The sequence below is a fragment of the Streptomyces albofaciens JCM 4342 genome, assembly GCF_008634025.1.
Lineage (GTDB): Bacteria > Actinomycetota > Actinomycetes > Streptomycetales > Streptomycetaceae > Streptomyces > Streptomyces albofaciens.
Genome location: NZ_PDCM01000002.1, coordinates 3,762,357 through 3,779,835, shown reverse-complemented (window position 1 = coordinate 3,779,835; position 17,479 = coordinate 3,762,357). Strand labels below are relative to the sequence as shown.

At 73.5% G+C, this 17,479-nt stretch carries 16 protein-coding genes; 9 read left to right on the top strand and 7 right to left on the bottom strand.

Annotated elements, in window-relative coordinates:
* Window positions 1-442: 442 nt before the first annotated feature.
* From groL to CP973_RS36380, 3 genes are all read left to right on the top strand, one after another.
* Entirely contained in the window at window positions 443-2,068 is a 1,626-nt protein-coding gene (gene groL / locus CP973_RS36390) for a chaperonin GroEL (protein WP_030678850.1), read from the top strand.
* Between the two features lie 168 nt (window positions 2,069-2,236).
* A complete protein-coding gene (locus CP973_RS36385; RefSeq protein ID WP_150248456.1) occupies window positions 2,237-3,112 on the top strand; it encodes an SDR family NAD(P)-dependent oxidoreductase in 876 nt (291 codons plus the stop codon).
* 168 nt (window positions 3,113-3,280) lie between these two features.
* Entirely contained in the window at window positions 3,281-4,756 is a 1,476-nt protein-coding gene (locus CP973_RS36380) for an alanine/glycine:cation symporter family protein (RefSeq protein WP_150248454.1), read from the top strand.
* Window positions 4,757-4,769: 13 nt separating this feature from the next.
* Here the strand turns inward: CP973_RS36380 and CP973_RS36375 are convergent, their stop codons facing one another.
* Window positions 4,770-5,360 carry a CGNR zinc finger domain-containing protein gene (locus CP973_RS36375; RefSeq protein ID WP_150248452.1) on the bottom strand — a complete coding sequence of 197 codons (591 nt, stop codon included), beginning with the start codon at window positions 5,358-5,360 and terminating at the stop codon, window positions 4,770-4,772.
* Between the two features lie 120 nt (window positions 5,361-5,480).
* On the opposite strand from CP973_RS36375, the gene CP973_RS36370 reads away from it, so the two are divergent.
* Window positions 5,481-6,404, top strand: a complete 924-nt coding sequence (locus tag CP973_RS36370) for an alpha/beta fold hydrolase (RefSeq protein ID WP_150248451.1) — start codon at window positions 5,481-5,483, stop codon at window positions 6,402-6,404.
* Here CP973_RS36370 and CP973_RS36365 read toward each other — a convergent pair.
* The 3 genes from CP973_RS36365 to CP973_RS36355 form a co-directional block, all read right to left on the bottom strand.
* The gene (locus tag CP973_RS36365; RefSeq protein ID WP_150248449.1) at window positions 6,394-7,968 is read right to left on the bottom strand and encodes a PTS transporter subunit EIIC; all 1,575 of its coding nucleotides are present in this window, start codon (window positions 7,966-7,968) and stop codon (window positions 6,394-6,396) included. The genes CP973_RS36370 and CP973_RS36365 overlap by 11 nt on opposite strands.
* A 56-nt stretch (window positions 7,969-8,024) precedes the next feature.
* A complete protein-coding gene (murQ, locus tag CP973_RS36360; protein WP_150248447.1) occupies window positions 8,025-8,984 on the bottom strand; it encodes an N-acetylmuramic acid 6-phosphate etherase in 960 nt (319 codons plus the stop codon).
* A 102-nt stretch (window positions 8,985-9,086) separates the two neighbouring features.
* A complete protein-coding gene (locus CP973_RS36355; protein WP_150248445.1) occupies window positions 9,087-10,034 on the bottom strand; it encodes a MurR/RpiR family transcriptional regulator in 948 nt (315 codons plus the stop codon).
* A 111-nt stretch (window positions 10,035-10,145) separates the two neighbouring features.
* On the opposite strand from CP973_RS36355, the gene CP973_RS36350 reads away from it, so the two are divergent.
* Window positions 10,146-10,508: a hypothetical protein gene (locus tag CP973_RS36350; protein ID WP_150248443.1), complete on the top strand. Its 363-nt coding sequence runs from the start codon at window positions 10,146-10,148 to the stop codon at window positions 10,506-10,508.
* Window position 10,509: 1 nt separating this feature from the next.
* Window positions 10,510-10,782, top strand: a complete 273-nt coding sequence (locus CP973_RS36345; RefSeq protein ID WP_150248441.1) for a DUF4031 domain-containing protein — start codon at window positions 10,510-10,512, stop codon at window positions 10,780-10,782.
* A gap of 105 nt (window positions 10,783-10,887) precedes the next feature.
* Here the strand turns inward: CP973_RS36345 and CP973_RS36340 are convergent, their stop codons facing one another.
* Window positions 10,888-12,111: a Cmx/CmrA family chloramphenicol efflux MFS transporter gene (locus CP973_RS36340; RefSeq protein WP_150248439.1), complete on the bottom strand. Its 1,224-nt coding sequence runs from the start codon at window positions 12,109-12,111 to the stop codon at window positions 10,888-10,890.
* A gap of 233 nt (window positions 12,112-12,344) precedes the next feature.
* Between CP973_RS36340 and CP973_RS36335 the strand changes: the two genes are divergently transcribed.
* Window positions 12,345-12,815 (top strand): DUF2243 domain-containing protein, encoded by a 471-nt coding sequence (locus CP973_RS36335; RefSeq protein ID WP_150248437.1) that lies wholly within the window; start codon window positions 12,345-12,347, stop codon window positions 12,813-12,815.
* The gene (locus tag CP973_RS36330; protein WP_150248435.1) at window positions 12,812-13,621 is read left to right on the top strand and encodes a cytochrome c oxidase assembly protein; all 810 of its coding nucleotides are present in this window, start codon (window positions 12,812-12,814) and stop codon (window positions 13,619-13,621) included. Before CP973_RS36335 ends, CP973_RS36330 begins: the two co-directional genes overlap by 4 nt.
* On the opposite strand, the gene CP973_RS36325 is transcribed toward CP973_RS36330, so the two are convergent.
* On the bottom strand, window positions 13,608-14,339 hold the full coding sequence (locus CP973_RS36325; RefSeq protein WP_244410209.1) for an HD domain-containing protein: 732 nt from the start codon (window positions 14,337-14,339) through the stop codon (window positions 13,608-13,610). The two genes, CP973_RS36330 and CP973_RS36325, sit on opposite strands and share 14 nt — an antisense overlap.
* 199 nt (window positions 14,340-14,538) lie before the next feature.
* On the opposite strand from CP973_RS36325, the gene CP973_RS36320 reads away from it, so the two are divergent.
* Entirely contained in the window at window positions 14,539-15,243 is a 705-nt protein-coding gene (locus CP973_RS36320; protein WP_150248433.1) for a copper homeostasis protein CutC, read from the top strand.
* Between the two features lie 123 nt (window positions 15,244-15,366).
* Here the strand turns inward: CP973_RS36320 and CP973_RS36315 are convergent, their stop codons facing one another.
* Window positions 15,367-17,454, bottom strand: coding sequence for a HelD family protein (locus tag CP973_RS36315; protein ID WP_150248431.1), 2,088 nt, complete (start codon window positions 17,452-17,454; stop codon window positions 15,367-15,369).
* Between the last annotated feature and the right edge of the window lie 25 nt (window positions 17,455-17,479).

Genomic DNA, 17,479 nt, shown 5'->3' with positions numbered 1-17,479 from the left:
GCCGGGTCGCCCGGCCCCGCCCGGTTTGACGCCGGGGACGCGGCGGGGAGGCTCCCCCAAGCCGCTTGCTCCCTCCCGTCGCCCGGCCGCCACCCCTGTAGGAGGCTTCTGCGAAGCCGCTTGCTCCCTCCCGTCGCCCGACCGCCACCCCTGGAGGAGGCTCCTGCGAAGCCGCTTGCTCCCTCCCGTCGCCCGACCGCCACCCCTGTAGGAGGCTTCTGCGAAGCCGCTTGCACTCTCGTGTGCCGAGTGCTAATCATTGCGTTAGCACTCTACGAGTGAGAGTGACAGCTAAGGACCGACTCGGTGAGGTCGGCGGGCCGGTGGGGCAAGGAACCACAGGGTCGCAGACCGTCCGTCGCGGGCGCCAGCGCGGTCCGGAGTATCCACCCTCCCCCAGACTCCGTCCGGGGGGACCCCCAGTCCGGGAGGACCACTTCACATGGCCAAGATCATCGCGTTCGACGAGGAGGCACGGCGCGGTCTCGAGCGCGGGATGAACCAGCTCGCCGACGCCGTAAAGGTCACCCTCGGCCCCAAGGGCCGCAACGTCGTCCTTGAGAAGAAGTGGGGCGCCCCCACGATCACCAACGATGGTGTGTCCATCGCCAAGGAGATCGAGCTGGAGGACCCGTACGAGAAGATCGGCGCCGAGCTGGTCAAGGAGGTCGCGAAGAAGACGGACGACGTCGCCGGTGACGGCACGACGACCGCGACCGTCCTGGCCCAGGCCCTGGTCCGCGAGGGCCTGCGCAACGTCGCCGCCGGCGCCAACCCGATGGCCCTCAAGCGCGGTATCGAGCGCGCCGTCGAGGCCGTCTCCGCCGCCCTGCTGGAGCAGGCGAAGGACGTGGAGACCAAGGAGCAGATCGCCTCCACCGCCTCCATCTCCGCCGCCGACACCCAGATCGGCGAGCTGATCGCCGAGGCCATGGACAAGGTCGGCAAGGAAGGCGTCATCACCGTCGAGGAGTCCCAGACCTTCGGTCTGGAACTGGAGCTCACCGAGGGTATGCGCTTCGACAAGGGCTACATCTCGGCGTACTTCGCCACCGACATGGAGCGTATGGAGGCGTCGCTCGACGACCCGTACATCCTGATCGTCAACTCCAAGATCAGCAACGTGAAGGACCTGCTCCCGCTGCTGGAGAAGGTCATGCAGTCGGGCAAGCCGCTGCTGATCATCGCCGAGGACGTCGAGGGCGAGGCCCTGTCGACCCTGGTCGTCAACAAGATCCGCGGCACCTTCAAGTCCGTCGCCGTCAAGGCCCCGGGCTTCGGCGACCGCCGCAAGGCCATGCTCGGCGACATCGCCATCCTCACCGGTGGCACGGTCATCTCCGAGGAGGTCGGCCTCAAGCTGGAGAACGCCGGTCTCGACCTGCTGGGCCGCGCCCGCAAGGTCGTCATCACCAAGGACGAGACCACCATCGTCGACGGTGCCGGTGACAGCGACCAGGTCCAGGGCCGCGTCAACCAGATCCGCGCCGAGATCGAGAACAGCGACTCGGACTACGACCGCGAGAAGCTCCAGGAGCGTCTGGCGAAGCTGGCCGGCGGCGTGGCCGTCATCAAGGCCGGTGCCGCCACCGAGGTCGAGCTCAAGGAGCGCAAGCACCGCATCGAGGACGCCGTGCGCAACGCGAAGGCGGCCGTCGAGGAGGGCATCGTCGCCGGCGGTGGCGTGGCCCTGCTGCAGGCCTCCTCGGTCTTCGAGAAGCTGGAGCTGGAGGGCGACGAGGCCACCGGTGCCGCCGCTGTGAAGCTGGCGCTGGAGGCCCCGCTGAAGCAGATCTCCGTCAACGGCGGCCTTGAGGGCGGCGTCGTGGTGGAGAAGGTGCGCAACCTGGCCGTCGGCCACGGTCTGAACGCCGCGACCGGCGAGTACGTCGACATGATCGCCGAGGGCATCATCGACCCCGCCAAGGTCACCCGTTCCGCGCTGCAGAACGCCGCGTCGATCGCCGCGCTGTTCCTGACCACCGAGGCCGTCATCGCCGACAAGCCGGAGAAGGCCGCCGCGGCCGGTGCTCCGGGCGGCATGCCGGGCGGTGACATGGACTTCTGATCCTCCCGGATCACCTGTCCTCGACCGCCGGGGCGGCACCCTCCTTCCAGGGGGTGCCGCCCCGGCGGCGTTTTCGTCCGGCGTGCATGGGTCTCGTACGGCTGAGGTCCGCCGGTTCCGTACGGCGGTCCTTGCGCCGCCCCCGGGCCATCGGTGCACGATCGGCCCATGACGACTCGAAACGGGCGGACCGCCCGACCGGACCGGTTCGACGCGGACACCGTCGCGCTGATCACCGGCGGCAGCAGCGGCGTGGGCCTGGCGGCCGCGCGGCGGCTGCTCGACGACGGCGCGCGGGTGGTGGTGTGCGGGCGCGACGAGCGCCGGCTCGACGCGGCCGCCGCGCATCTGAGGGAGCGGGCGGAAGCGGCGGTGACGGGCGGCGAGCCGGCCGCCGCGGCCGGTGCGACGGGCGTCCCCGGCGGCGGTACGGGCGTCGCCGGCGTGGCCGCCGGCCGGGTGCTGGCCGTACGGGCCGACACCGCCTCCGTCGCCGACCTCGACGCCGTCGTGCGGGCCGTACGGGATCACTTCGGGCGCCTGGACATCATCTTCGCCAACGCCGGTATGTACGCCGCGGCCCCTTTCGAAGAGATCACCGAGGCGGATTTCGACCGCGCGGTCGGCGTGAACTTCAAGGGCGTCTTCTTCACCGTCCAGCGCGCGCTGCCGCTGCTGCGGGACGGCGGCGCGGTCGTCATCAACGCCTCGTCGCTGCTCCAGCGCGGGCAGGCGGACGCCACCCTGCACTCCGCGACCAAGGCCGCCGCGCACAACCTCGCCCGGACCCTCGCGGCGGCGCTCGCCGGGCGCGGCATCCGCGTCAACTCGGTCAGCCCCGGCTATGTCGACACGCCGATGTTCGCGGGCTCGGACATCGATCCGGCGGAGGCGGAGAAGCTGCGGGCGCAGACGGCGGCGGGCCGGTTCGGGCACCCGGAGGAGATCGCCGACGCGGTCGCCTTCCTCGCGTCCGGCGAGGCGTCGTACATCAACGGGCAGGACCTGGTGGTGGACGGCGGGCTGCACGGCTGCGCGCTGTGAGAGGGTGTCGCCGGGGCGTCATGTCGTTATGTCGCTTTCTGTGAGATACGGCATGTAAGCGCCTCTGGTCCTGGTATGGGGATGGCGGCCATACTTTCCGGAGCCTCCCCGGAAGACGATCTTCCGGTACGGCCGCCCCCCGCCCCCGGACGCCCCGCGAGGACGCCCATGAGCACGCTCGACTCCCTGATCGTCGGCCTCAACGACGGTCTGTGGTCCTACCTGCTGATACCGCTGGTGATCTGCGCGGGCCTGTACTTCACGGTCCGGTCCAAGGCCGTACAGCTGCGGCTCTTCCCCGAGATGCTGCGGGTGCTCAAGGACAGGTCGCGGCCCCGGGCGGACGGCTCCAAGCCGGTCTCGTCCTTCGGCGCCTTCACCATCTCGGCGGCGGCGCGCGTCGGTACGGGCAATATCGCGGGCGTCGCCACCGCCATCACCCTGGGCGGCGCGGGCGCGGTGTTCTGGATGTGGGTGATGGCACTCATCGGCGGCGCCTCTGCGTTCGTCGAGTCGGCGCTGGCCCAGCTCTACAAGGTGCGCGACCGCGACGGGTCGGGTACGTACCGGGGCGGCCCCGCGTACTACATGCAGCGCGGCCTCGGGAAGCGCTGGCCCGGCGTCCTGTTCGCCGTCGCCATCACCGTGACCTTCGGTTTCGTCTTCAACGCCGTGCAGTCCAACACGATCACGGCCGTCGCCTCGGGGTCGGTGTCCGGCGGCGGGCCGGGGTGGTTCGCCCCGGCGGTCGGCCTGCTGCTGGCCGTACTGCTGGGCATCGCGATCTGCGGCGGTGTGCGCCGCATCTCCTCGGTCACGACCGTCCTCGTGCCGGTCATGGCCGTCGTCTACCTGCTGATGGGCACCGCCGTCGTCCTCCTCAACCTGGACGACCTGCCGCGCGTCCTCGGCGACATCGTCGGCGGCGCCTTCGGCCTCAAGGAACTGGCGGCCGGCGGGCTCGGCGCGGCGATCCAGCAGGGCATCCGGCGCGGCATGTTCTCCAACGAGGCGGGCCTGGGCTCGGCGCCCAACGCGGGCGCGGCGGCCGAGGTCACCCACCCGGTCAAGCAGGGCCTCGTGCAGTCCCTCGGCGTCTTCTTCGACACCCTGCTGATCTGCTCGATGACCGCCTTCATCATCCTGACGACGAGCCCGCGGCCGGGCAGCCGGCAGGGCGCCGACCTCACCCAGACCGCGCTGACCGACACGCTCGGCGGCTGGGCCGGGCACGTGCTGACGGCCGTCGTCTTCCTGCTCGCCTTCAGCTCCATGATCGGGAACTACTACTACGGCGAGTCCAACATCGGCTTCCTGACGCGGCGCGCCTGGGTCCTGCCCGTCTATCGCGCCATCGTCCTGGCGGTGGTCTTCCTGGGCGCGCTGGGCTCGGTGGGCGTCGTCTGGAACCTCGCCGACGTGTTCATGGGCGTCATGGCGCTGATCAACCTGCTCGCGATCCTCCCCCTCTCGGCCATCGCCTTCCGTCTGCTGGACGACTACCAGGCCCAGCGCCGGGCGGGGCGCGACCCGGTCTTCACGGCCTCGCGGATGCCGGACCTGAAGGGGGTGGAGTGCTGGCCGGACGAGCGGCCCGCGCCCGCGGCGGAGCGCGGGGAACGGGTGGGCGCGGGCGCGCGCTGAGCCGCTGCGTGCGTCACCCGCCCCTGGCCGCCTTGAGGTTGGCCTTCTTCACCTTGTTCCCGCAGGTCGCCATGGAGCACCAGCGCCGCCGCCCGCCGCGGCTGGTGTCCACGAAGAGCCCGTCGCAGGTGTCCTGCTCGCAGCGCTTGACCACGCCGTCGCGGTGACCGCCGAGGGTCGCGACGGCGTCCAGCGCGACGACGGCGAGCGCGGCGCGCGCGGGGTCGGCTTCCGGGAGGTGCCACCGCGCCTGCCCGCCCTCAAGGACGAGCCGCGCCCGGTGCCGTGCGCTCCAGCGGTTGAGCAGTTCCTCGTCCGCCCGGTCCGGGGCGCTGCCGGAGGCGACGGCGGTACCGGCCCGGTGGACGGCCTCGCGCAGGGCACGGGCGTCCCGCAGGAGGGCTTCGGAGACCGGCATCCCCGTATCGCCGAGCCCGTTGGCGACGAGCCAGGCCCGTAGCCGGTCCGGGGTGGCGATCCGCTCCACCGGGGCGCCGCGCCGCTCGCCGAGCGTGGCGACGAAGCGGAACGCGAGGATCTCGTTCCCGAGCCGGAAGCCGTCCGCGGCGCGCTGCGCGGGCTGGGGGGTGGGTGAACCGGTCATGGGGGTTCAGGGTAGCCGCTCCGCCGTGGCCGGGCCAACGGTTGACTTCTGCGACTCGAACCGTCTTAATCGGTTCTCATGAACCGCTTGAAACGGTTCAACGACCGTCCAGGAGGAGACATGACCCCGACGACCGTCCGCCCGCTCACCGGCTTCGGCACCGTGACCGGCGTCCCCTGGCTCCCGGACGGATTCACGGACGTCTTCGAGAGCACCCTCGTCCGCGTCGGCGAGGTCGGGCTGCACACCGTGCAGGGCGGCGCCGGGCGGCCCCTCCTGCTCGTCGGCGGGTGGCCGCAGAACTGGTACGTGTGGCGCCACGTCATGCCGCGCCTGGCGGAGCACTTCCGCGTCGTGGCGGTCGACCCGCGCGGCGTCGGCCGCTCCGACAAGCCCCACGGCGGCTACGACACCGGCACCGTGGCGGCCGAACTCGCCGCCCTCATGCGCACGCTCGGCCACCAGCGCTTCGCGATGGCCGGGCACGACGTCGGCATGTGGCTCGGCTACGCCCTCGCCGCCGACCACGGGGACGCCGTCGAACGCCTCGCCCTGCTCGACGCCACCATCCCCGGCCTCGCGCCGCCGGTGGACCTGTTCGGGCCCGAGGCACAGAACGACCTTTTGTGGCACTTCGCCTTCAACCGCAAGCGGTCCCTCAACGAACAGCTCGTCCGCCGCCGGGAGCACATCTATTACGGCGACCAGTTCCGCCACAAGGCCGCGCGCCCGCTGCCGGACTCCGCGGTCGACTTCTACGTCGAAACCCTCGCCCGCGACCCCGAGGCGCTGCGCGCCAGCTTCGACTACTACCGGGCCACCGACGAGAACATCGCCCAGAACACCCGGCGCAGGCGGCGGCCGCTCGCCATGCCGGTGCTCGGCGTGGCGGGGGACCGGAGCCAGGGGGAACGTCTCGGCGCTCTCCTCGGTCCGGTGACCGAACGGCTCGACAGCGTCGTCCTGCCCGACTGCGGACACTACGTACCGGAGGAGCAGCCCGACGCGCTCCTCGGCCACCTGCTGCCGTTCCTCAGGGACTGACCTGCGCCTCCGGCCGGGACGCGGCCGGCACGCCGGTGGCGGGCGCGGGGGTGACGGTGTTCAGATCCGCCAGGGCCTGCTTGCCGAAGCCGAAGAAGTACGTGGCCAGGAAGCCCGCCGCGTAGCCGATGAGCAGGCCCAGGGCGTAGACGAGGAGTGTCGCGCCGAGGGACCCGTTGCCCTTCAGGAGGGGGAACAGGGCCCAGCCGGACGGGCCGATGGCGGTCGAACCCGCCGTCGTGCCGAGCTGGTTGAACAGGCCCACGAAGCCGCCGCCGAACGCTCCGCCCACGCAGGCGGTGACGAACGGGCGGCCCAGCGGCAGCGAGACGCCGTAGATGAGGGGTTCGCCGACACCGAGGAGGCCGGCGGGCAGCGCGGACCTGATGGTCGTACGGATCGAGCGGTTGCCCGGCAGCCGGAAGTAGACCGCCAGCGCGGCGCCCACCTGGCCGGCCCCGGCCATCGCGAGGATCGGCAGCAGCACCGTGTAGCCCTGCTGCTCGATCAGCGTGGTGTGGATCGGGATCAGGGCCTGGTGCAGGCCGAGCATGACGAGCGGGAGGAAGAGGCCGCCGAGCAGGAACCCGGCCGCGGCGCCGCCGTGGGCGAGCAGCCAGTTCGCGCAGGTGCCGATGGCGGTGGCGACCTCACCGGCCACGAACATCAGCCCGAAGAGTGTGACCAGGCCGGACAGCAGCACGGTCACGGTGGGGGTGACCAGCACGTCCAGCGCCTCGGGGACGTGCCGGCGGCACCACTTCTCGATCTGTACGGCGAGCAGCGCCGCCCCGAGCGCGCCCAGGACGCCGCCCTGGCCCGGCGAGAGCTGCTGCCCGAAGGCGGTGACCTTGGCGACGCCCACGTACACGATGATCGCGGCGACCGCGCCGCCCAGCACGGGCGTGCCGCCGAACTCCTTCGCGGTGTTGTGCCCGACGAAGACCGCGATCAGCGACATGAAGCCGGAGGCGATGGCGGCCAGCGCCGGGACCAGGGCGGGGAGCACGCCGAAGTTGGTCAGCAGGCCGTTCAGCCCGGCGATGATGCCGCAGCCGATGAGGGCGGGGATCAGCGGGACGAAGATGTCGGCGATCCGGCGCAGGAAGAGCTTGACCGGGGTGGCGTTGCGGGCTTTCTGGCGGGCTTTCAGGGTGGCGCCTTGGGCGGCCAGTTCGTCGGCGGTGGCGGGGGCGGTGGAGGCGGAGGTGGTAGCGGGTGCGGTGGTGTCGGTGGCCGGGGCGCTCCCGGCCTCTCCGGCTGCCGTCTCTCCGGCCGCCGCCGTGCCGGCTTCCGCCCCATCGGCCCCCGCCTCCACCAGCGCCGCGAACTCCGGCGTGACGCGGGCGACCGTACCGGGGCCGAGCACGATCTGGTACGTGTCGTCCTCCACCACGCCCAGCACGGCGGGCAGCGCCTTCAGCGCCGCGTCCCGGACCAGCGAGCGGTCCCGGACGCCGAGGCGGAGCCGGGTCATGCAGTGGGTGACGGAGGTGACGTTGGCGGCGCCGCCGACCAGGGGGAGGAGCGCGGCGGCGGTGGCGCGGTTCTTGTCGTCGGACATGAGTGGTGCTGCCTTGCTGTGCGTGCCGGGACGGGACGGGCGGGGAAGCGCGTGGATCAGCCGTCCTGAAGGGGCGGGGTGTGCAGGGCGGTGTGCAGGGCGGCCCGGAGGTGGCCGCGGGATTCGGCCAGCAGGCGGGCCGCCGCCGGCCCGTCGATCCCGGCGAGCACGACGAGGATGGCGTTCTTGACCTCCCCGTCCGTGGCGGCGAGCGCGGCCTCGATCTCCGCGTCCCCGGCGCCGGTGGCCAGCGCCACGATCCGGCGGGAACGGGCCCGCAGCTTCTCGTTGGAGGCCCGGACGTCCACCATCAGGTTCCCGTACGTCTTGCCCAGCCGGATCATGGTGATCGTCGAGAGCATGTTGAGGACCAGCTTCTGCGCCGTGCCGGCCTTCAGCCGGGTGGACCCGGTGAGGAGTTCGGGGCCGACGACGACCTCGATGCCGTGGTCGGCGGCCGCGGCCAGCGCGGAGCCAGCGTTGCAGGACAGGCCGATGGTCAGCGCGCCGCGGGCCGCGCGGGCGTGCTCGACGGCGCCGACCGCGTACGGCGTACGGCCCGAGGCGGAGATGCCGACGACCGTGTCGTTGCCGGTCAGGCCCAGTGCGTCCAGGTCGGCGGCGGCCAGGTCCGGGCGGTCCTCGGCACCTTCGACGGCCGCGACCATGGCGGCGGGGCCGCCCGCGATCAGGCCCACGACCTCGGCCGGGTCGGTGTTGAAGGTGGGCGGGCACTCGCTCGCGTCCAGCACGCCGAGGCGCCCGGCCGTACCGGCGCCCGCGTAGATCAGCCGTCCGCCGCGGGCCATCCGCTCGGCGGTGGCGTCGATGGCGGCGGCGATCGCGGGCAGCTGGTCGGCGACGGCGGCGGGCACGGTGGCGTCCTCGCCGTTCATCGTGCGGGCGATCTCCAGGGTGGACAGCCGGTCGATCTCGGCCAGGTCTGGCCGGAAGGCCTCGGTGGTCAGCGTGTCCAGCTGCGCGCGCAACCGGGCGTACTCGGCGGGGGAGGTCATGGCGGTGGCGGCTCTTTCCGGGCTCGTACGGCTCTGTACGGGGGGACGGAGACGGGGGAGGAGGAGCGGCGGGCGGTGGCCGGGGGCGGGCCGCGCCCGGGGTCAGCGGGTGGGGGCGCGGGGCGAGTGGCGGTGGGCGAGCGCTTCGTAGGAGGCGGACAGGGCGGGCGCGGCGGTCTCGTACGTACGCTGTGCCACGCCGACGAAAAGACAGTCCACCACCAGCAGTTGGCTCGTCCGGGAGGACATGGCGGCGGGGCGCAGCTCGCTCTCGCGGGCGGTGGACGTGGTGAGGATGTGGTCGGCGTACGAGGCGATGTCGCCGTCCGGGCGGCCGGTGATCGCGATGGTCGTCGCGCCGTGGTCGAAGGCCACCCGCAGCGGCTCTATGACATCGGTCGTGCGCCCGGAGTGGGTGATCGCGATGGCCACGTCACCGGCGCGCATCTGGACCGCGTTCGTCACGGCGAGGTGCGGGTCGGAGTGGGCGTGCGCGATCAGGCCGATCCGCAGCAGCTTCTGGACCAGGTCCTGGCCGACGAGGTTGGAGGCGCCTATGCCGTACACATCGATGCGCCGGGCGGCGGCCAGTGCGCCGACCGCCGCCTCCAGCTGCGTCAGGTCCAGCCCGGCGGCGGTGTCGGCCAGGCACTGCTGCTCCTCCTGGGCCAGCTTGGCGACCACGTCCGGGAGCGCGTCGTCGACCGCTATGTCGGCGGTGACGGCGGGCGCGCGGCCGGTGGCCTGCTGGGCGGCGAGGGCGGCCAGGGCGAGCCGCAGGTCGCGGTAGCCGGGGTAGCCGAGCAGGCGCGAGGTGCGCACGACGGTGGCCTCGCTGGTGCCCGTGCGCGCCGCCAGGCCCGTGACGGTGAGCGCGGCGCACCCGGCCGGGTCGCTCGCGACGGCCTCCGCGACCCGTTGCATGGAGCGGGTCATGGACGGCGCGAGCGTGCGCACCTTGGCGGCCAGGGCCGCGGGGGCGGGCGGGCTCGGGGCGGGCCGGAGCGCGGCACCGGAGTCCTTGAAAGTTTCCTTCACATCTGGGCGCACAGCTGAAAAGTAATTTCACGGCCGGTCCGCGTCAATACCCTGTGGACAGCCGCGGCGCCCGTGACCGGTGACGCCGGAGCGGTTGTCGGTGGTGCGGGAGAGAATGGGGGCATGGAGCTCGAACAGGCACTGCACGCGGCCCGTGCGCTGGTCCTCGCGGACCTGGTGGCGGGCGAAGTCGCCGACGCGGAGATCGTCTCGCTCGTCGAGGACTCCGTGACGCACCGCCGATGGTGGGTCGAGCAGTGGCCCGAGGGCGCCGCGTATGTGGCCGGGCTGATAGCGCAGGACGTGCAGGACGCCCTGCTGGAACGGTACGGCCGCTGGCCCCTGTGCCCGGTGTGCCTGCACGGCGGCGAGCCCCACGCCCTGGACGTGCAGCCCGAGTTGGGCCCCGACCCGCACTGGGTCTGTCCCGAGACGGCCGTATCGGTGGCGCGGGTCGGCTCGCTGGGCGCCGCCTCGGGAGGCTGACATGGCGCTCTACATCGACCCGCCGACCTGGCCGGGCCACGGCCGGATGTGGTCCCACCTGGTCAGCGACGCCTCGTTCGAGGAACTGCACGCGTTCGCGGAGCGCCTGGGCTGCCCGCGCAAGGCCTTCGACCGCGATCACTACGACATACCGGCGGAGCGGTACGGCGCCGCGGTGCGCGCGGGCGCCGCGGAGATCGGCAGCAGGGAACTGGTCCACCGGCTGCGGGCGGCGGGGCTGCGCAGGCCGAAGAGCCGGGAGACGAGCAGGTAGCCGAGCCGGCCGACGATCCGGCAGGTGGGGCGGTGGCCATCCGGGGGGGGGAGCGGGCAGGCGAGCCGGTAGGGCGGGGTCCTGCCCGGGGCAGGACCCCGGGGGTCAGCCCCGGTGGGCCGCCTCGACCGGTGCGCGCCGTGCGTCCTCCGACGAGGCCACCAGGCGGGAAGCGCTGCGCGTACGGTGCAGCCGCAGGGCGACGGCCGTGGTGCCGACGCCCAGCGCCGCGAGCAGCGCGCCCGTCCACGCGACCGCCGGGTAGCCCCAGCCGGCGCCGATGACGAGCCCGCCGAGCCACGGCCCGATGGTGTTGCCCATGTTGAAGGCCGACGTGGTGGTCGCCCCGGCCAGCGTGGGCGCGGCGTGCGCCACGTTGAACATCCGGGCGTTCAGGGCCGGCGCGGTGGCGAACGCGGTCACGCCGAGCAGCAGCGAGAGCGTGACGGCGGCGACGGGGCTGTGCGCGGTCAGCGCCAGCAGCGCCAGCACGGTCGCCGAGGAGCCGATGCCCCCGAGGATCGTCCCGAACGGGTGCGCGTCCGCGATGCGCCCGCCGACGAACGTACCGATCAGCGCGCCCACGCCGAACAGCGCCAGCACGGTCGGCACGCTGCCCTCGGAGAGCCCCGCGGTGTCGGTCAGCAGCGGCGCCAGGTAGGAGAACAGCGCGAAGACCGCCGCGCCGTTCAGCGCGGTGCCGATCAGCGCCAGCCAGACCTGCTTGTCCCGGTAGATGCTCAGTTCGCGGCGGAGCGCGGGACGATCGTCACCGGTCGGCACGGCCGTACGGGGCACCAGCGCGATCACGCCGATCAGGCCGACCGCCGACAGGACCGCCACGGCCCAGAACGCCGACCGCCAGCCCGCGTGCTGGCCGAGCAGCGCGCCCGCCGGGACGCCCGCGATGTTGGCGATGCTCAGCCCGCCGACCATCACGGCCATCGCCCGGGCCCGCGCCGTGACCGGCACCAGCGACACCGCGACGGCCGCGCCGACCGCCCAGAACCCGGCGCAGGCCAGCGCGCTCACCACACGCGAGACGAACAGCACGCCGTACGAGGGCGCCACCGCGCCCGCCACCTGTCCGAGCCCGAAGACCGTGAGCAGCGCGATCAGCGTGGTGCGGCGCGGCAGTTGGAGGGTGGCCCCGGCGAGCACCGGCGCGCCGACCACCATGCCGATCGCGAAGGCGGAGACCAGCAGCCCGGCCTGCGGAATGGACACCCCCATGTCCCGGGCCAGCGGCTGGAGGATGCCTGAGAGCATGAACTCGCTGGTCCCGAGGGCGAAGACGGACAGGCCGAGGACGTAGACGGCCAAGGGCATACGGGTGCGGGCAGGGGCGGGTGGGGTGGCAGGGGCAGAAGTGGGAGCGGGATGGTCTGGCATGTCAGGCACGAACAGCACCGACGCGCCTGACATTCCCGGCCGGGCCGTAAACCCCGCAACGGTACCGGCCGGTTCCGCACCCGTGGCCGGGTCGCGTCGCACCGGCGTTTCGCCGTCCGGGCCAGGGGTACCCCGGCGGCTCCGCCCGGCCCACGAAGCGAGGAGGTCCCATGCGGTCGGTGCTCAGTGGCGTACTCACGGGGATCGGCACGGCTGCGTTCATCGACGAGACGGTGTTCCACCAGCTGCTGCACTGGCATCACTTCTACGACAAGTCCACCACGGACATCGGTCTGGTCTCCGACGGGCTGTTCCACGCGGGCAGCTGGCTCGCCATGGTGGCCGGCCTGGTCCTGTACGCGGACGTGCGGCGCCGCGGGACGCTGGTGCCCCGGAAGTGGTGGGGCGGGCTGTTCCTGGGGCTGGGCGGCTTCCAGCTCTACGACGGCACGTTCCAGCACAAGGGCCTGGGCATCCACCAGATCCGCTACGGCGTGGACCTGGCGCCGTACGACTGGACGTGGAACGGGATCGCCGTACTCCTCCTGGTGGTCGGCGCGCTGCTGCTCGTCCGCGCCTCCCGTACGCCGTCACGCGCCGCCCCGCGTACGGAACCGCGCACCCCGTCCCGCACCCGATGACGTCCGCCCTGCCCGCACCCTTCACCGTGGCCGTCGCCACCGCCACCGTCCTGGGCTGCCTCGCCTACCTGACCGCCGCGGCCCGGCTGCGGGCCCGCGGCGACGCCTGGCCGTACGGGCGCGACGCGCTGGTCGCCGCGGGCGGCGCGGTGCTGGTCGCGGGCGTCGCCGAGCCCTGGGGCACCGCGCCGCCGTTCACCGCGCACATGCTCACGCACCTGTGCGTCGGCATGCTCGCCCCGCTGCTCCTGGTGCTCGGCCGCCCGCTGACGCTGCTCCTGCGCACCGCGCCCGTACCGCTGCGCCGCGGCCTGGTGGCGCTGACCCGATCGCGCTGGGCGACGGTCCCGGCCCTGCCGCCGGTGGCCGCCCTGCTCGACTTCGGCGGGCTGTGGCTGCTCTACCGCACCCCGCTGCTGTCCGTCAGCCACCACAGCCCCTGGCTGAACACGCTCGTGCACGTCCACATCCTGCTCGCGGGCGTCCTGTTCTCCTTCGGGGTGCTGGCCCTGGACCCCGTACGCCACCGCCCCGGCTACGGGCTGCGGGCCGTCGTACTGCTGACCGCGGGCACGGCCCACGCCGTCCTCGCCAAGTCCCTGTACGCGGCGGGCCCGCCCGGCACCTCCTTCGGCACGGCCGACCTGCACCTGGCATCCCAGGTCATGTACTACGGCGGTGACGCGGTCGAGCTGGCGCTGGCGGCCGTCGTGGCGTGGCAGTGGTACCGGGCCGGGGGCCGCGCCCTGCGCCGCGCGGGGCGCGCGGGGGCCGGCGGCGCGGCCGCCGCCGCTACCCGGCCGTGAGCAGTTCCAGCTCGGTGGTCAGATTGCGCCGCGCCACCCGTTCCCACTGCTGCTTGCCGTACGGCGTACGGAAGAGGCTCTCCATGTCCAGGAGCCGGCGCAGCACGTCCGCACGCCCGGCGCGGAACTCCCGGTCCGGAATGAACACGTACTCCTCGCGGACGGCGGCGGCGTAGGCCGCGTACTGCTCGGGCGCGCCCGCCAGGACCGCCAGGTCCGCGTCGCACAGGGCCGCGCCGTTGTGGTCGTCCGGCGCCGGGTCGTGGGTCGCGGTCAGGCGTACCAGGCGGGCGACCTCGGCCGTACAGGCGTCGTCGATGCCCAGCTCGGGCAGGGCGCGCTCGGCGAGCGCCGCGCTGCGCTCCTCGTTCTCGGAGCGCTCGGGCCGGTAGACGGCGTCGTGGAACCACGCGGCCAGCCGGACGGCGTCCCAGTCCACCGGCACCCCGGCGTCCAGGTCCGTCGCGTGCACCGCCAGCTCGTCGACGCGGTCCAGGACGGCGAGCAGGTGATCGGTGGTGTGGTAGCGGCGCTGCGGCTCCGACCAGCGGGAGAGCAGGTTGTCCGCGTACGGGGCCGGGTCCGGGTCCGAGGGGCCGCTGCCGCCCCGGGCCCCGGCGACGGCGTTGGCCCAGCGGTGGTGCAGGTCCGGGAACGGATCGGCACCGCCACCGAAGTGGGTGTGGGCCGAGCCGGACGGAGGTGTCGTGCGCGCCATACCGGCCATTGTGCCCGGGGCCGGCGGTCAAGAGGGAGTTTCAGGTCGAGTAGCGGGGCGTTGTGGACCACGGGGGCGGGCCGGCCCGTACCCTGGACATTGGACTAGACCTGTCGTCCTCTCGCTGTCCGCGTCGGCATCCCGTCTCGTCCTGCTGCAGTCGTCACGTGAAGTCGTCACGTCGAAGGAATGGGGACCCATGACCAAGCGCGCACTCCTGGAGGTGATCGCGCTCGACGCCGCGGACGCGGTGGCCGCCGAGGCCGGCGGCGCCGACCGCCTCGAACTCGTCAGCGACATGGCCGCCGACGGCCTCACCCCCACGCCGCGCACCTTCGCGGCGGTCCGGGCGGCCGTGGACATCCCGGTGCGGGTGATGCTGCGCGCCGCCGACGGGTTCGCGGCCGGCGAGGTGGACGCGCTGTGCGCGGCGGCCGCCGCGCTGCGGGCCGAGGGCGCCGAGGAGTTCGTCTTCGGCTTCCTCGACGCGGACGGACGGCCCGACCTGGCCGCCGTCCGCACGCTGGCCGGGGCCGTCGAGGGCTGCCGCTGGACGTTCCACCGGGCCATCGACCGGGCCGCCGACCGCGCCGCGCTGCGCAAGGAACTGGCCGGGCTGCCCGGCCTGGACACGTACCTGACCGCGGGCTCGCCCGCGGGCGTCGCCGACGGCCTGCCCACCCTGCTGGCCGAGCGGGCCCGTACCGCGGACGGCGAGCCCGGCTACGAGCCGCGGCTGCTGGTCGGCGGCGGCCTAGTCCTCGCCCACCTCCCGCAGCTCCAGGCGGCCGGCGTGGACGCCTTCCACATCGGCGGCGCGGCCCGCCCGTCCGGCTGGGACGCCCCGGTGGACGCGGCGGCGGTGGCGGAGTGGCGGGGGGCGCTGGAGGGAGTACCGGTTTAGAGGGGGTACCGGTTCAACGGAGCGCGGGGCGGGTCCGTACGAGCACGGGGCGGGCGCGTACGGGCACGGGGCGGATCCGTACGGCGTACGGGGCGGATCCGTACGGCGTACGGACCCGCCGGCTCATCCGAGCCGCTCCGGCAGCCCCGCCGCGTGCACCACCCTCAGCCCGGACACCGGCCGGGTCAGGCAGACGTACAGGCGGCGCAGGCCCGTGCGCTCGTCCGGTTCGCCGTCGACGATCGCGGCGGGCTCGTCGAGCACGACGTAGTCGTATTCGAGGCCCTTGGCGAGGGTGGCGGGGACCAGGGTCAGCCGGGCCTCCGCGGAGGTCTCCTCGCCGGGTGCCAGGACGGCCAGGCCCGCCGCGTCCAGCGCCGCGCGCAGCGCGGGCAGCCGGGCCTCGGCCGCGATCAGGCCGATCGATCCTTCCTTGGCCAGCGCCTCGTGGCAGGCGGCGACGACCGCCGCGTCCAGCTCCGCCGCCGGCACCCGCCGGATCGTGAAGTCGCCCGCCGACTCGCGGATGGAGGTGGCCTCGGTCAGGTCCGGGGCGATCGCGGGCAGCAGCCGCGAGGCGTACGCGATCACCTCGCGCGGCACCCGGAAGCCCAGCGTCAGCTCCTCGATCCGGGCGTCCGGCTTGCCCAGGTGGGCCAGCGCCTCCTCCCACGTGTCGGTGGCCCACGGCGTGGTGCCCTGCGCGATGTCGCCCAGGACCGTCGCCGAACCGGTCGTACAGCGCCGGCCCACCGCCCGGTACTGCATCGGCGACAGGTCCTGCGCCTCGTCCAGCACCACGTGGCCCAGGGAGGGCGTACGGGAGACCAGGTCCGCCGCCTCGTCGATCAGCACCGCGTCCGCCGCCGACCACTTGGCGCTCTTCACGCTGCGGGCCGGCTTCGCCCACAGGATCGTCTTCTGCTCCTCCGGCGTCAGGATGCCCTCCGCCTGCGCGGCCAGGAACTCCGCGTCGCCGAGCAGCCGCAGCACCAGCTTGGCCGGGTCGACCGGCGGCCAGACCTCCTTGACCACGGCCTTGACCGCCGCGTTGCGCGCCACCGCGTCCTGCACCCGGTCGTCCGGCGCCTCGCCCGCCTGTTCCATCCGTACGAGCACCGCGTGCGCGATCCGCTGCGGCAGGGCCTCCCGCGCCGCGCCGTACCGGATGTCGCGGCGCAGCAGCTCGTCGACGATCTCCTCGATCTCGTACGCGGGCACCCGCCAGCGCCGCGAACCGCGCACCACCACACACGCCTCGGCCGGCTTGCGCACGTGCGACCACACCGCCCGCCGCAGCACCTCCGCGAGCCGCGCGTCGCCCTTGACCGTCGCCGCCGCGGCGTCGTCCGTGCCCCGCACCTCGACGTGCGCCACCAGGTCGTCGACCGTGGCCTGCTTGACCTCCAGCTCGCCCAGCGCGGGCAGCACCTGCTCGATGTAGTGCAGGAACGAGCGGTTCGGGCCGATGACGAGGGTGCCGGAGCGGGCCAGCCGCTCGCGGTGCGCGTACAGCAGGTACGCGACGCGGTGCAGGCCCACCGCGGTCTTTCCGGTGCCCGGCGCCCCCTGGACACACACCGTGCCGCCGATCCCGGCGCGCACGATCTCGTCCTGCTCGGGCTGGATCGTCGCGACGATGTCGCGCATCGGGCCGACACGCGGCCGCTCGATCTCGTCCTGGAGCAGCTTGCTGTGCTGCTCCGCCTCCGCCGGGTCGGTCAGGTGCTCGTCCTCGTACGCGGTCAGCTGCCCGCCCGTGTAACCGAAGCGGCGGCGCAGCCGGAGGTCCATCGGGTCCTTCTTGGAGGCCCGGTAGAACGGCTGGGAGACCGGGGCGCGCCAGTCGATGACCATCGGGTCGCCGTCGGCGTCGTGGACGTGCCGCCGGCCGATGTAGAAGTTCTCGCCCGCCGCGCCCTCGGCCAGGTCGGTGCCCGGCGCGTGCAGGTAGTCGAGGCGGCCGAAGAAGAGCGGGGTGTCGGCCAGGTCGGCGAGCGCCTTGATCCGGGCCTCCACCTCGCCCTGGAGCACTTCGGCGTTGACCCAGTTCGCGGTGACGTCCGCGATGTTGAGCGCCTCGGCGTCGCGGCGCATGGCGCGCAGCGCCTTCCGGGAGGCGGCGAGGTGGGCGCGTTCGCGCTCCAGGGGGTCCTGTCGGCCGGGCGTGCGGTCATGGGCGTGCGCTTGGTCATGGGCGTGCGTGGGCACGGTGTTGCCTCCGGCGGGTCCGGCT

Excerpts from the sequence above, each read along its gene's own strand:
- groL (WP_030678850.1), top strand. The coding sequence starts at position 443 with ATGGCCAAGATCATCGCGTTCGACGAGGAGGCACGGCGCGGTCTCGAG.
- CP973_RS36385 (WP_150248456.1), top strand. The coding sequence starts at position 2,237 with ATGACGACTCGAAACGGGCGGACCGCCCGACCGGACCGGTTCGACGCG.
- CP973_RS36380 (WP_150248454.1), top strand. The coding sequence starts at position 3,281 with ATGAGCACGCTCGACTCCCTGATCGTCGGCCTCAACGACGGTCTGTGG.
- CP973_RS36375 (WP_150248452.1), bottom strand. The coding sequence starts at position 5,360 with ATGACCGGTTCACCCACCCCCCAGCCCGCGCAGCGCGCCGCGGACGGC.
- CP973_RS36370 (WP_150248451.1), top strand. The coding sequence starts at position 5,481 with ATGACCCCGACGACCGTCCGCCCGCTCACCGGCTTCGGCACCGTGACC.
- CP973_RS36365 (WP_150248449.1), bottom strand. The coding sequence starts at position 7,968 with ATGTCCGACGACAAGAACCGCGCCACCGCCGCCGCGCTCCTCCCCCTG.
- murQ (WP_150248447.1), bottom strand. The coding sequence starts at position 8,984 with ATGACCTCCCCCGCCGAGTACGCCCGGTTGCGCGCGCAGCTGGACACG.
- CP973_RS36350 (WP_150248443.1), top strand. The coding sequence starts at position 10,146 with ATGGAGCTCGAACAGGCACTGCACGCGGCCCGTGCGCTGGTCCTCGCG.
- CP973_RS36345 (WP_150248441.1), top strand. The coding sequence starts at position 10,510 with ATGGCGCTCTACATCGACCCGCCGACCTGGCCGGGCCACGGCCGGATG.
- CP973_RS36340 (WP_150248439.1), bottom strand. The coding sequence starts at position 12,111 with ATGCCCTTGGCCGTCTACGTCCTCGGCCTGTCCGTCTTCGCCCTCGGG.
- CP973_RS36335 (WP_150248437.1), top strand. The coding sequence starts at position 12,345 with ATGCGGTCGGTGCTCAGTGGCGTACTCACGGGGATCGGCACGGCTGCG.
- CP973_RS36330 (WP_150248435.1), top strand. The coding sequence starts at position 12,812 with ATGACGTCCGCCCTGCCCGCACCCTTCACCGTGGCCGTCGCCACCGCC.
- CP973_RS36325 (WP_244410209.1), bottom strand. The coding sequence starts at position 14,339 with ATGGCGCGCACGACACCTCCGTCCGGCTCGGCCCACACCCACTTCGGT.
- CP973_RS36320 (WP_150248433.1), top strand. The coding sequence starts at position 14,539 with ATGACCAAGCGCGCACTCCTGGAGGTGATCGCGCTCGACGCCGCGGAC.